The organism is Streptomyces sp. NPDC093089, from assembly GCF_044754405.1.
Taxonomy (GTDB): Bacteria; Actinomycetota; Actinomycetes; order Streptomycetales; family Streptomycetaceae; genus Streptomyces.
The window spans coordinates 325,670-337,701 of record NZ_JBIVPA010000011.1; the positions used below are offsets into that span (position 1 = coordinate 325,670).

Annotated in this window: 14 protein-coding genes; 6 read left to right on the forward strand and 8 right to left on the reverse strand. The window is 74.4% G+C overall.

Annotated elements, in window-relative coordinates; translation table 11 throughout:
* Positions 1–47: 47 nt before the first annotated feature.
* Positions 48–773, forward strand: coding sequence for a TetR/AcrR family transcriptional regulator C-terminal domain-containing protein (locus ACIQFX_RS26690; protein ID WP_402468160.1), 726 nt, complete (start codon positions 48–50; stop codon positions 771–773).
* Here the strand turns inward: ACIQFX_RS26690 and ACIQFX_RS26695 are convergent.
* The 3 genes from ACIQFX_RS26695 to ACIQFX_RS26705 form a co-directional block, all read right to left on the reverse strand.
* Positions 722–2,242: an MFS transporter gene (locus tag ACIQFX_RS26695; protein WP_402468163.1), complete on the reverse strand. Its 1,521-nt coding sequence runs from the start codon at positions 2,240–2,242 to the stop codon at positions 722–724. The genes ACIQFX_RS26690 and ACIQFX_RS26695 overlap by 52 nt on opposite strands.
* 107 nt (positions 2,243–2,349) lie before the next feature.
* Positions 2,350–2,709 carry an ArsR/SmtB family transcription factor gene (locus tag ACIQFX_RS26700; RefSeq protein ID WP_376490238.1) on the reverse strand — a complete coding sequence of 120 codons (360 nt, stop codon included), beginning with the start codon at positions 2,707–2,709 and terminating at the stop codon, positions 2,350–2,352.
* A gap of 28 nt (positions 2,710–2,737) precedes the next feature.
* Positions 2,738–2,944, reverse strand: coding sequence for a cold-shock protein (locus tag ACIQFX_RS26705; protein ID WP_402468166.1), 207 nt, complete (start codon positions 2,942–2,944; stop codon positions 2,738–2,740).
* A 297-nt stretch (positions 2,945–3,241) separates the two neighbouring features.
* Between ACIQFX_RS26705 and ACIQFX_RS26710 the strand changes: the two genes are divergently transcribed.
* Entirely contained in the window at positions 3,242–3,634 is a 393-nt protein-coding gene (locus ACIQFX_RS26710; protein WP_402468168.1) for a deoxyxylulose-5-phosphate synthase, read from the forward strand.
* On the opposite strand, the gene ACIQFX_RS26715 is transcribed toward ACIQFX_RS26710, so the two are convergent.
* Genes ACIQFX_RS26715 through ACIQFX_RS26725 form a run of 3 tightly spaced genes read right to left on the reverse strand, consistent with a single transcriptional unit; the run spans position 3,597 to position 6,870 of the window.
* Positions 3,597–4,193 (reverse strand): TetR family transcriptional regulator, encoded by a 597-nt coding sequence (locus ACIQFX_RS26715; protein ID WP_402468171.1) that lies wholly within the window; start codon positions 4,191–4,193, stop codon positions 3,597–3,599. The genes ACIQFX_RS26710 and ACIQFX_RS26715 overlap by 38 nt on opposite strands.
* Positions 4,194–4,219: 26 nt before the next feature.
* Positions 4,220–5,551 carry an amidohydrolase gene (locus ACIQFX_RS26720; RefSeq protein WP_402468173.1) on the reverse strand — a complete coding sequence of 444 codons (1,332 nt, stop codon included), beginning with the start codon at positions 5,549–5,551 and terminating at the stop codon, positions 4,220–4,222.
* Entirely contained in the window at positions 5,548–6,870 is a 1,323-nt protein-coding gene (locus ACIQFX_RS26725) for an MFS transporter (protein WP_402468176.1), read from the reverse strand. The genes ACIQFX_RS26720 and ACIQFX_RS26725 overlap by 4 nt, the downstream gene beginning before the upstream one ends.
* Before the next feature lie 62 nt (positions 6,871–6,932).
* Here ACIQFX_RS26725 and ACIQFX_RS26730 point away from each other — a divergent pair, with 62 nt between their 5' ends.
* Together ACIQFX_RS26730 and ACIQFX_RS26735 are read left to right on the forward strand one after the other, a co-directional pair.
* Positions 6,933–8,063 (forward strand): Lrp/AsnC family transcriptional regulator, encoded by a 1,131-nt coding sequence (locus ACIQFX_RS26730; protein WP_402468178.1) that lies wholly within the window; start codon positions 6,933–6,935, stop codon positions 8,061–8,063.
* Positions 8,064–8,185: 122 nt separating this feature from the next.
* On the forward strand, positions 8,186–8,815 hold the full coding sequence (locus ACIQFX_RS26735; RefSeq protein ID WP_402468181.1) for a ScbR family autoregulator-binding transcription factor: 630 nt from the start codon (positions 8,186–8,188) through the stop codon (positions 8,813–8,815).
* A gap of 138 nt (positions 8,816–8,953) precedes the next feature.
* On the opposite strand, the gene ACIQFX_RS26740 is transcribed toward ACIQFX_RS26735, so the two are convergent.
* On the reverse strand, positions 8,954–9,964 hold the full coding sequence (locus ACIQFX_RS26740; RefSeq protein ID WP_402468184.1) for an NAD-dependent epimerase/dehydratase family protein: 1,011 nt from the start codon (positions 9,962–9,964) through the stop codon (positions 8,954–8,956).
* Between the two features lie 10 nt (positions 9,965–9,974).
* Entirely contained in the window at positions 9,975–10,925 is a 951-nt protein-coding gene (locus ACIQFX_RS26745; protein ID WP_402468187.1) for a ScbA/BarX family gamma-butyrolactone biosynthesis protein, read from the reverse strand.
* A 120-nt stretch (positions 10,926–11,045) separates the two neighbouring features.
* Between ACIQFX_RS26745 and ACIQFX_RS26750 the strand changes: the two genes are divergently transcribed.
* Both ACIQFX_RS26750 and ACIQFX_RS26755 read left to right on the forward strand, forming a co-directional pair.
* Complete coding sequence (locus ACIQFX_RS26750) at positions 11,046–11,723, forward strand: ScbR family autoregulator-binding transcription factor (protein ID WP_402468191.1); 678 nt, start codon at positions 11,046–11,048, stop codon at positions 11,721–11,723.
* 125 nt (positions 11,724–11,848) lie between these two features.
* On the forward strand, positions 11,849–12,032 hold a 184-nt coding region (locus ACIQFX_RS26755; RefSeq protein ID WP_361397457.1), incomplete at its 3' end, for an acyl-CoA dehydrogenase family protein.

Below are 12,032 nucleotides of genomic sequence, written 5' to 3' on the forward strand. Positions count from 1 at the left end.
ATGCGCACGCCGTACGCAGTGAAGGTCGCAGCCGTAGAAGGAGGACCATGGCCGCCAAGGCGAACCCCGTACCGTCCGTGTGGGCCCGCGAGCAGTCCACCCCCGACCAGCCGGCGCTCAGCCGGACCGCGATCGTCCGCGAGGCGATCGCCATGCTCGACGCCGACGGCATCGAGGCCCTCAGCATGCGCAAGCTGGGCGCCCGCCTGAACGCCGGCGCGACCTCGCTCTACCGCCACGTCGCGACCAAGGACGAGCTCATGGAGCTCGCCGTCGACGAGGTCGCGGCCGAGATCACCGTCCCGGCCCCCGGCGGCCCCTGGCGCGAGGCCGCCACCGAGGCCGCCGCCTCGTTCCGCGCGACGGCCCTGCGCCACCCGTGGCTCTCGTCCGTCCTCGGCCAGGCCGGCCTCGCCTATCTGGGCCCCAACCTCATGGCGTACTCCGAGCGGCTCGCCGCCCTCTTCGCGGCCATCGGGTTCCCCGAACCGAGCCGCGCGATCGACACCCTCCTGTCGTACGTCATCGGCATGAGCACCACCGAGGCCGCCTGGCTCACCACGGTCGCCCGCTCCGGCGGCACCGAGGCCGAGTTCATCGCCCGCCTCATGCCCGCCGCCCAGCAGGCCGCGGCCGACCACGACCACCTCGCCGAGGCGTACGCCGACGCCGCCGTCCACGCCACCGTCGACCCGGTCGCCATCCGGGACGCGAAGTTCTCCTACGGCCTGGACGTCGTCCTCGACGGCCTGGAGATGCGCCTCCCGCGCTGACCGGACGCCGAGGGACCCGGACCGGACCGGCCCCGGCCGGTCCGCGCCGGGGCGGGCCGGCCGGACCCGTGCGGTCCGGGCGCCTCCGGCCAGTACCGGTGCAGCGCGTCGATGCGGAAGTCGTGCGCGTGCGCACCGCCCGCCCCGGCCAGGTGCGGGTGACCGGCGGGGAGTTCCGGGTGGGCGTGCGGCAGCTCGGCCGGGTCCGTGCGGGGCCACAGGCGCGCCGCACCCACGGCCCCGAGCAGGGCGACCGCGCCGAGCACGGCCGCCGCGACGGCGGGGCCCGCCCGCACCGCGAGCACACCCGCGAGCGGATAGGTGACGAGCCAGCACGCATGCGAGAGGGAGAAGCGGGCCGCGAACGCGGCGGGCAGGTCGCCGCTCGCCGCCGAACGGCGCACCACCCGGCCGCCGGGGGTCAGCACCGCCGAGCCCGCCGCGCCGAGCACCGACCAGAGCGCCAGCAGGGCGGGCCACGACCACGCACCCGGCGGTACGGCGAGCCCCGCGGCGAGCAGCCCGAGGGCCGCCGGCAGGACGAACGCGGCGCGCACCATCACCGCGCGGTCGCCGGTGCGCCCCAGGACGCGCGGCAGCAGCAGGGCCACCGCCATCGACCCCGCCCCGTACGCGCCCAGGGCGAGCGGGACGTCCCCGGCGCCGCGCCCCAGGGTGTCCCGTACGAGCAGCACGGTGCCGACGAGGACCACGGCCCCGGCCGCCGCGACGGCCAGGTCGAGGGCGAGGAGGGCCCGCAGCCGGGGGGTGGCGAGCAGGAGCCGGGTCCCGAAGGCCGCCTTGGCGTACACGCGGCGGGCCCGACCTCCCCGCCCACCGTGACCACCGGCTTCGGCTTCGGCATCGACACCGGCCTCAGCGGGGACGGCTCGCGCGGGCGGGGCGGGCAGGGCGGTCGAGCGGACGAGGAGTGCCGAGGCGAGGAATCCGGCGGCGGTGCCGGTGAAGAGCCAGGCGTACGGCAGGACGGTGAGCAGGGCCGCGGCGAGCACGGGGCTCGCGAGGCTCTCCAGGTCGTAGGCGAGCCGGGAGAGCGAGAGGGCCTCCGTGTACTCCCGCTCGTCCGGCAGGACGCGCGGGATCGTCGCCTGGAACGCCGGGGTGAAGGCGGCGGAGGCGGCCTGGAGGAGCAGGATCAGGACGTAGACCTGCCACACCCGGTCGACGAACGGCAGGGACAGGGCGACGGCCGCCCGCGCCAGGTCCGCCGAGACGAGCAGGGTGCGCGGGCGCACGCGGTCGGCGAGCGCGGTGACGACCGGGGCGATCGCCACGTACGCGGCCATCTTGATCGCGAGGGCGGTGCCGAGCACGGCGGCGGCGTCGGCGCCCGCCAGGTCGTAGGCGAGGAGGCTCAGCGCCACGGTCGCCAGGCCGGTGCCGGCCAGGGCGACGACCTGGGCGCCGAACAGGCGCCGGTAGGTGCGGTTGCGCAGCACGGACAGCATGGACGCCCCCGGTCGGGCCGCGGCGGACTGCGGACGTCTCCACGGTAACCGACGCGTGCGCAGGTGCGCACACGTTCACATGAAAAGCCGGGCCGGGCGTCGGGCGCTCAGGAGTGCCAGGGCTCGCCGCTCACCTCGTGGTCGGCCCGGCTGATCGCCTCGACCACCAGGCGCTTCAGGTGCCCGTCCGGCATCGCGTACACGACCCGGCGGCCGTCCTTGCGGGACTGGACGAGCCCGCCGAGCCGCAGCTTGGCCAGGTGCTGGCTCACCGCGGGGCGGGCGGCGCCGCAGGCCTCCGTCAGGGCGGTCACGTCGGCCTCGCCGCGGGTGAGCAGCCACACGAGGTGGAGCCGGGTCGGGTCCGAGAGCAGCGCGAAGACCCCCGCCGCGGCCGCGAGTTCACGCGGGCCCGGCGTCCGCTCGTGCGCGTGGGAGGCGGCCGCGGGTTCCACTCGTTCGGACATGGGCCCATCGTAGGCAGCCCCGGCGGCGTCAGACGCGCAGCTCCTTCGCCTCGAAGCGGCCCTCCCCGAGCACCAGGACGAAGGTGACCTGCTGCCCCTCCGAAAGGCTCCGCTCCCCGCCCTCGATGTCCTCGGCGCTGAAGTAGACCTGCTCCTCGGAGCCCACGGGGACGACGAACCCGTATCCGCCGAGGCGGTTGAAGGAGTGGACGAACCCTGTGCTTCTGCCTTCCACGGCGGCCTCCCTGTCGTCACCGGCGATGCCCCCCCCCAGAGGACATGTACCCCGTGCGCCCGCCCTTCGCCATCCGGGCCGGGAGCCCCGCTGGACAGCGGCCCCCCACGACCTCGTACAATCTTCAACAGAGGCCTGGTGCCGGCTATCCCCCGTGTCCGGCACCGGGCCTCGCCGACCGCTCCACGGCATCCCGATACCGGTGAACCCGCGGAAGCCCGCTCCCGGCAGACCCGTGGAAGCCCGCTCCCCGTAAACCCGTGGAAGCCCCGCGCGGGCGATGCCTACGCTGGCCCCGTGCCCCCTCCGAAGACGTCTTACGTGTGCCTGCCGTGCCGTGCCTCGTACAAGCAGCTTCCCGACGCCGACCGGCGGCGGGTCTGCCCCCGCTGCGCCAAGGACCTCGTCCACGTCGGATCGGCGTTCGCCGCGCCCCGGCGGCGGGACACGGAGGCCTGGCGCACGCTGTCGGTACTCCTCCACGCCGGCGTCCGGTTCCCCAAGGACTGCTGCTTCGGCGGCCCGGGCTACCGGCCCAGGACCCTGCGCGAGGTCCGCGAGCGCATGACGTACGCGGCGCGCACCGGCGTCCCCTTCGCCCGGGCGCTCGTCCTGCCCGAGCTTCCGTCGTCCGGCGCGGCGGGCGGACCCGTCAGGCGCGGCCGCCCGGGTACGCGATCCGCGCCGTGACGCGGGCGATGCGGCGGGCGGACTCGTCCGGGGACGCGACCGGCTGGACGATGTGGCTGACGGTGAGGCGGACGATGGTCTCGACGGCGAGAGCGCGCGACTCCTCGTCCACGTCGGGCCACGCCTCGACCGCGTAGGCGTCGAGCATGGTCATGGCAGTGCCGAAGACCGGTTCGGGGCGGGTGGTGAGGTAGGCGAGGAGGTCGTCCTCGCCGCCCCGGGCCGCCAGCAGGACGCCCTTGACGAGAGGGTTGTCCAGGGCCTGCTGGAGCGTGTAGCCGACACCGGCGGCCGCGGCGGCCTCCAGGTCGCCCCGGTGGGCGTCGAGTTCGCGCTGGATGCCGAGCAGGAAGCCCTCCAGCTCGCGCTGGACGAGGGCCTTGCCGATGGCCTCCTTGGACCCGAACTCGTTGTAGAGCGTCTGGCGGCTGATGCCGGCGGCCCGCGCGATGGAGGTCATGCGGAGGCCGCCCCACCCCTCGGCGGCGACGAGGCGGTGGGCGCCGTCGAGCACCTGCTCCCGCAGCAGGGACCGAACACTCTCGCGGAATCGTGTCATCGTGGCCCCACCTTATCCACCGGGCGTCAGCGGACTCCGGGGGCCTCGTTCCGCAGCCAGGGGGCGGCGGCCGCGAGCAGCGCGGTGACGCCGAGGGGGATCGTCGGCCCGGGGACCGGGGCGAAGTGCGGCGAGTGGTTGGCCGGCACGGTGGCGGGGAGGCCGTCCTCCAGGAGGGAGTCGGGGTCGACGTCCGCATACAGGGCGGGATCGGCGCCGCCGAAGTGCCAGAAGACCGAGGGGACGCCGAGCGCGGTCCCGAAGACGCCGAAGTCCTCGCTGCCGGTGATGACCTGAGGGAGCGTGAAGACCCTTCCCCCGCCGAGGACTTCGGCGAGGGAGGCGTGCACGACGGCGGTCGCCCCCGGCTCGTTCACCGTGACGGGGAAGGCGTTGAACGGGATGATCTCGGGCTCCTCGGGGGCGCCCGACGCGGCGGCCTCGGCGCGCACGATGCGCTCGACGGCTGCCAGGATCCGGTCCCGTACGGTCGGGGTCGTCGAGCGGATGTTGATCCGCAGTTCGGCGGTGTCCGGGATGATGTTCTCCTTCGTCCCGGCGTGCAGCGAGCCCACGGTGACGACCGCGGTCTGCGAGGCGCCGATCTCCCGGGACACGACGGTCTGGAGCCGCATGACGACAGCGGCGGCCATCACCACCGGGTCGACGGCCGTCTCCGGCGACGAACCGTGCCCGCCGCGCCCGAAGAGGGTCACCCGGAGACTGTCGGAGGCGGCCATCAGCGGACCGGGCCGGGTGCCGAAGAAGCCGACCGGGGCGGGGGCCACGTGCTGGCCGAGGCAGACCTCGGCGCGCGGGAAGCGGTCGAGGAAGCCGTCCTCGATCATGGCGGGCGCGCCGCCGACCTCCTCGGCCGGCTGGAAGACGGCGACGACGGTGCCGTGCCAGGTGTCGCGGTGGGCGGCGAGCTGGCCGGTGGCGCCGAGCAGGCAGGTGACGTGCACGTCGTGCCCGCAGGCGTGCATGACGGGCACCTCGTTGCCTTCCGGGTCTGTGCCGGTGGCGGTGGACGCATAGGGAAGTCCGGTCTCCTCCCTGACGGGAAGGGCGTCCATGTCGGCGCGGAGCAGCACGACGGGCCCGGGTCCGTTGACGAGGACGCCGACCACGCCCGTCCGCCCGACGCCCTCGGTGACCTCCCAGCCCTGCTCGCGCAGCCGCGCGGCGACGATCCCGGCCGTACGGACCTCCTGGAAGGACAGTTCGGGGTGGGCGTGCAGGTCCTCGTAGAGCGCGACGAGCCCGGGCATCCGCTCGTCGAGACCGGCGAGGAGAGGAGCGAGGGGCGAGGCCAGCGGCGCGGCGAGCAGGGCGTCGAGGGGCGGCACGGCGGTCATGCGGATTCCTTTGCGGGGCTCGGGTGTCGGGGGGTGCGGTCGGCGGCGGCGCGGAAGGCCTCGGCGTCCTGCGGGGTCAGGCAGGCCATGACGGCGGCGACGGCCGCGCCGAGGACGAGGAAGCCGAAGGCGACCCGGAAGGAGAAGGCGTCGGCGAGCGCGCCCATGACGGGCGGGGCGACCATGCCGGCTACCTGCCCGCCGAGGATGATCACGGCGCTGCCCACGCCCACGTACGCCGGGGTGAGGCCGGCGAGGGGGACGGCGAAGATCGGCATGTACGCGAGGGAGGCGGCGAACACGGCGACGGTGCCGAACACGACGAAGCCGGCGAGCGAGGGCGTGTTCGCCATCAGGAGCAGGGCGACGGCGGCGACCCCCATGCCCGGCACGATGATCCGGCGGTGGTGGCCGCCGAGCCGGTCGGAGAGCCGGCCGCCGAGGACGGTGGCGACGGCGGCGCCCAGGGCGGGCACGGCGAGGAGGGCGCCCGCCGACGCGAGGGAGACCCCGTGCTCCTCGGCGAGGTACGACGGGACCCAGGTGTTCAGGCCCCAGACGATGGTGTTGTAGCCGAACATCATGAGCGCGAAGCGCCACAGGACGCCCTTGCGCAGGACGGCACGGAGGGCGGGCCGGGGAGCGGGGCCTTCGGCGGCTCCCCCGGTGCGGAGCCCGGACTCGTCCGCCTCGGCGGCGGGGCCCTCCGTCCGCTGCAGCGGCGCCGGGAGCCAGAGGCGTACGGCGACCAGGGCGAGGATGCCGAGGGCGGCGGTGGACCAGAAGGCGGAGCGCCAGCCGAAGGCGGCGACGAGCGGGGCGACGGCCAGCGGGGTGACGACGGCCGCGAGGGCGTTGGAGCTCATGATCGTGCCGTTGGCGCTCATGCGCTCCTCGGGCCTGGTGCGCTCGACGAGGACCTTCATGGAGGCGGGCGGGAAGACGCCCTCGGCGACGCCGAAGGCGAAGCGGAGGGCGAGCAGGACCGCGAAGGACCAGGCGAAGCCGGTGAGCGCGGTGAAGACCGACCAGGAGAGCAGCGCCCAGAGGGTCACCCGTCGGCCGCCGAACCGGTCGGCGAGCAGGCCGCCGGGGATCTGGCAGAGCGCGTAGGCGAGGAAGAAGGCGGAGACGACGAGGCCCTGCGAGGCGCGGTCGAGGTCGAACTCGGCGCCGATGGACGGCAGGACCAGATTGATCACGAGCCGGTCGGCGTAGTCGACCAGCCAGGCCGCGAAGAGCAGGACGACGGTGAGCCGGACGGCTCGGCGGTGCGCGGGCGGTGCCGCCGGGGGTGCGGGAAGGGTCGGAGCAGGCACGGTACTCCTCTGCCGGTGGCCGAAACTGGTCGTCGGCCCGAAGTGCCCCTACGATCCGGTCCATGAGCGAGATCCCCCTCGAAACGCCGGAATCCATCGGGATCGTCGGTCCTGCGCAGGATTCCCTCACCGAGGGGTCCCCCACGGGGTTCTCCGAGCTGGACCTCGCCCTGGTCGACGCGCTCCAGGCCGCCCCGCGGGCCCCCTGGACCCGGATCGGGCAGGCGCTCGGCGTGAGCGCGACGACGGCTGCCCGCCGGTTCGAACGGCTCCGCGCCGAGGGCCTCGCCTGGGTCACCGCGTACGACGCGGCGAAGACGGCCACCGTCGCCTACGTCGAGGTGCGGTGCCGGCCGCGCGCCTTCGACCGGGTGAGCGCCGAGGTCACGGCGCTGCCGTGGGTGTTCAGCGTCGACGAGACCGCCGGGGACTTCGACCTCTTCCTCTCCGTCGCCGCCGCCGACCTGCCGTCCCTGGGGCGCGCGGTGCACGGGACGATCGGCGGTCTGCGCGGGGTCCGCTCCACGCGGACGAGGGTCGGCATCACCCTGTACGGGGAGGGGCGCGACTGGCGGATGCGGGCGATGAACCCGGTGGAGCGGGCCGGGCTCGGCGAGCCGCGCAGCGCCCGGCCCCGGACGTACAGCACGCACCTCCACGAGCGGCCCGCGCCGCAGGACCAGGCGATCCTCACCGCGCTCGGCGGCGACGGGCGGCTGGGGTACGCGGAGCTCGGCGCGCGGACGGGCATGAGCGAGCACACGGCCCGGCGCCGGCTCCAGCGGATGATCCGCGACGGCGACATCTCGCTGCGCTGCGACCTGGCGCACCCGCTGGCCGGGCTCTCCACGATGGTGATCTACCGGACGTCGGTGCCGCACGCCCTGCTGGAGCGGACGGGCAACGCCCTGGCCCGTCTTGAACAGGTGCGGATGTGCGTGTCGGTGAGCGGTCCGTACAACCTGCTCGTCCTGGTCTGGCTGCACGGCCTCGGCGCCGTGGACCCGTTCGAGGCGCTGCTCGCCGAGCGGTTCCCCGGTCTCGTGGTCCAGGACCGGACCGTGGCGCTCCACACCCCCAAGCGCATGGGCTGGCTCCTCGACGAGCAGGGGCGGGCCACGGGTCGGGTCCCGCTGGGTCCGCCCGGCACCGGAACGGGGAGGGGTGCGGCGGCGTCGACCGCCACCCCATGATCGTGAAAGTTCCGTGGCGGACGCGAAAGCCTCTTACAATACCAAGCAGTCTGTTATGAGTTGTCGAGCGGCATCGGCGCTACGCGGCGCGGGCCGCGCCGCAGGGTGCTACGGAGCGATGGGTGACCAAACAAGAGCGGGCCGCGCGGACCCGTGACGCGCTGATCAAGTCGGCGGCCGGCGAATTCGACCGCCGGGGCTACGACTTGGCCACGCTGTCGGTGATCAGCTCCGGTGCGGGCGTGAGCCCCGGGGCACTTCATTTCCATTTCGAGAACAAGGCGGCGGTCGCGGCCGCCGTCGAGTCGGAGGCGGCCTCGCGACTGCGCCGCGCGGCCCGGGTCACCTACCGGCGGCCGTCGAACGCGCTGCAGAACCTCGCCGACACCGTGCACGCGCTGGCCCGGCTGCTGCGCGGTGACGTCGTCGTCCGCGCGGGCTTCCGGCTCAGCTGCGCCGACGACCGGCGCACGGAGTTGAATCTGCGTCAGGAGTGGCAGAGCTGCGTGCAGCAGCGCATCTCGGAAGCCGCCGACGAGGGACTCCTCGCCTCCGGTCCGGGCCGCCAGCTGGACCTCGCCCGGACCGTCGTGGCCGCCACCGTCGGCCTTGAGGCCCTCGGCCGCGACAACGACGAATGGCTGTCCCCGCGCACGGTCACCGGCCTCTGGGAGACCCTCCTGCCGCTGCTCGCGGGGCCCTCGGCGCTCGCGGACCTGGAACCGGCGGGCACCGCGGTCCCGGTCGGCTGACGTTCCGTCAACTACCTGTCGGTCGGCGGGGTCCCGGTCCGGCCTCGCCGACCGGGACACGGGGCGACCCCCGCCGGCCGGGTCCGGCGTCCGCCCCCGCCGGCCGAATCCCGGGGCGGCCGCTGCCGACCGGGCCGGTCAGGCCTCGCTCAGGAACTCCCGGTACCAGTTCATGGGGGCGGCGATCCCCGTGGTGTAGTTCGGCCCGGGATCGTGGGCCCATTCCCGCCGGGGGCGGTCGTCGTCGAACCAGTGGTCGGTGGCGAGCATGGCGAGGTGGTGCAGCGCGAAGGGCACGTCGGCAAGGAGCGCGCGGGCCTCGGCGATGCCCACGGCGGGGCCCCGGGGCGGGCCCGCGCGGCCGGCGAGGAGGGCCTCGCAGGGCGCGAGCAGTTCCGCCACCGGCACCGGTTCGGGATGGGCGACGTAGTACGCGCCCGCCGGCGCCCGCTCCGACAGCGCCGCGCCGAGCAGGGCGCGGGCCAGGCCGTCGACCCCAGTCACGGAGTGCAGGGAGGCACCCGCGTCGAGGGGGCCGGGCAGCTCGGCGAGCAGCCGGACCAGACCGGGCACCAGCTGCCGGTCGCCCACGCCGTAGACGAGGTGCGGTCGCAGGACGGCTCCGCCCGCGGCCAGGACGTGCCGCTCGCCCGCCGCCCGGGTGCGGCTCGTCGTCGAGCCGGGGGCGAGCGGGAGGGTGCCGGGGGCGGCGGCCCGGAAGGGGCCGCGGCCGTGGACCGAGGCGGTGCTCAGGGCGACGATCCGGGTCACCCCGGCGCGTACGGCGGCGTCGACCAGAGCCCGGGTGCCCTCGTCGTTGACCGAGCGGGCCGTCTCCTCGTCCGCTCCGATCGCCGAGGCGCAGTGGATCAGGACGTCGACTCCCGCGCAGGCCCGATGGAGTGACGCGGGGTCACGGAGGTCGCCGACGACGGTCTCGAAATCCGGTCGGCCGTCCTGGTTCCGTTCCTGTCCGGCGGACCCGCCGGCCGGCCGGAGCGCCGCACCGGTCGCCGGTGCCGGCGCAGCCGGTGGAAGCGGGCGGCGGGCGAGCAGCCTGAGGTGCCCGACGTCCGGCAGCGCCGCGGCCGTCGCCGCCACCCGGCCGCCGATGAATCCGGTCGACCCGGTGATCAGGATGCGGGGCACGTCGCTCCCGTCAGGACGCCAGCCGGCCGTCGAGGCCGCCGGCGGCCACCGCCAGGGCCCCGGCCGGGGAGGCGAGGGTGGCGACGAAGACGGACCGGCCGTCCTGCCTGCCCTCGATCCGGACGGTGGACACGGAGGGGTCGGAGCCGGGCACGGTCTCGGCCTCGATCCAGCAGGGGCTGTCGAGTTCGGCGTACCGCGAGAAGGAGACCTCCATGCCGGCGGGCAGGTACGCGTCGGCGCCGACGGTCACGGCCGCCGCCTGCCGGGCCGCCTCCAGGAGCAGCATCCCCGGTATGTGGTCGTTCGGGCGCCGGAAGAGTGTGGGGTGCCCGGTGTTGACCCGCAGCTGCCACTGGCCGGGCCTGGTGCCGGGCGCCAGGACGACGTCCTTGGCGTGCTCGCGGCCGACGAGGTGCGGGTCCACGCCCGGGATCAGCGGGACGGGCCTGCCGAGCGCGGCCATCCGCTCGCCGCGGATCCGACGGTAGGCCTGGGCGGAGGTGGCGCGGGCCAGGGCGCCGCCGGTGGCGAGGCGCCGGCCGTCGCGGGTGAGGACCACGTGGGTGCGCAGGTTCCCGAGCCTGCCGCCGCGGTTGCCGAGCTCGACGCAGACGACGTCGAGGGCGATGTCGGAGGAGAGGCCGTCCACGGCGAGCGCGTCCGGATCGGCGGTGTAGTGGAGGCCCCACATGACGAACTGGTCCTCCACGGGTACCCCCAGCTCGGCGTGAGCCACGAGCATGGTGGCCTGACGTATCGTCTCGGCCACCAGCACGGGGTCGTGACGGTCCCCTGCCACCGGAGAGAAGAAGGGATGTGCGGCGGGCCAGTGGGCCGTAACGGAGAACCGGTCTTCCCGCAGCTGTGTCCAGCCCGTGGGGATGATGTCCGCCGGGTCGGCTCGGTGTACGAACTCCCCGGGGACGCGCGCCGCTGCTCCGCGACCGTTCTGATCCATGGATGCCCCTTGCGTCCCCGCGCCCCTGGGCGGTATGTCCGCCCTGGATAGAATACGTACAGCCCGGTTTTCTTTTCAATGCTTCACGTCACACGTTGAGCACAGACGGCAGGAGGCGCCTTGGCGCAGCAAGCGCGTGCAATCAAGACCCGACGGGCGATCCTGGAGGCGGCCGCGACCGTGTTCGCGGAGCGCGGTTACGAGCGGACGACCATCGGGGAAATCCTGGTGCGCGCCGGCGTGACCAAGGGAGCACTGTACTTCCACTTCGCCTCCAAGGAAGAAGTGGCCCTCGGCGTGCTCGATGCGCAGATGCTGGACGTGCCGCTGCCCCCGAGGACGATCAAGCTCCAGGAGCTCGCGGACCAGTGCTTCCTGCTCACCCACCGTCTGCAGCACGACGCCCTGGTGCGCGCCAGCGTGGGCCTGGCCCTTGACACCGGGGCCACCGGGGTCGACCGGGTCGGCGCCTTCCAGGCGTGGATCGACGAGGTCTCGGCGATCCTGACGGCCTCGCACGCGCGGGGCGAGCTCCTCGTGCACGTGGACGCGGCGGACACGGCCAGGCTGTTCTGCGGCGCCTTCTCCGGGGTGCAGGCGATGTCCCAGATCCTCTGCGACCGCGAAGACCTGGCACACCGGGTCTCCGTCCTCCTCCAGCACTTCATGCCGAGCATCTGCACGCCCGCCCTGCTGACCAGTCTCGATCTGACCGAGGGCCGCGTGGGGCAGCTGGCCGCCGAGTACGAGGAGCAGGTGCTCCTCCGGGAGCGGGATTCCGCCGACACGCACGGTTGACAGAACCGACCGGACGGTCCCTTTGGCGCCCCGACGCAGAACAGCGTCGGGGCGCTCTGGCATCGTGGCACTGAGTGTGTTTTGCTGAGGGTACTCAGTGCCACAAGCGTCTAGGGGACCACATCATGGGCAAGGACTTCGACCTGTATCGGCCCTCCGAGGAGCACGACATGCTCCGGGAGTCGGTGCGCGCGCTCGCGGAGGCGAAGATCGTTCCGTTCGCGGCGGCGGTGGACGAGGAGGGCCGGTTCCCGCAGGAGGCGCTGGACGCGCTGGTGGCGAACGACCTGCACGCGGTGCACGTGCCCG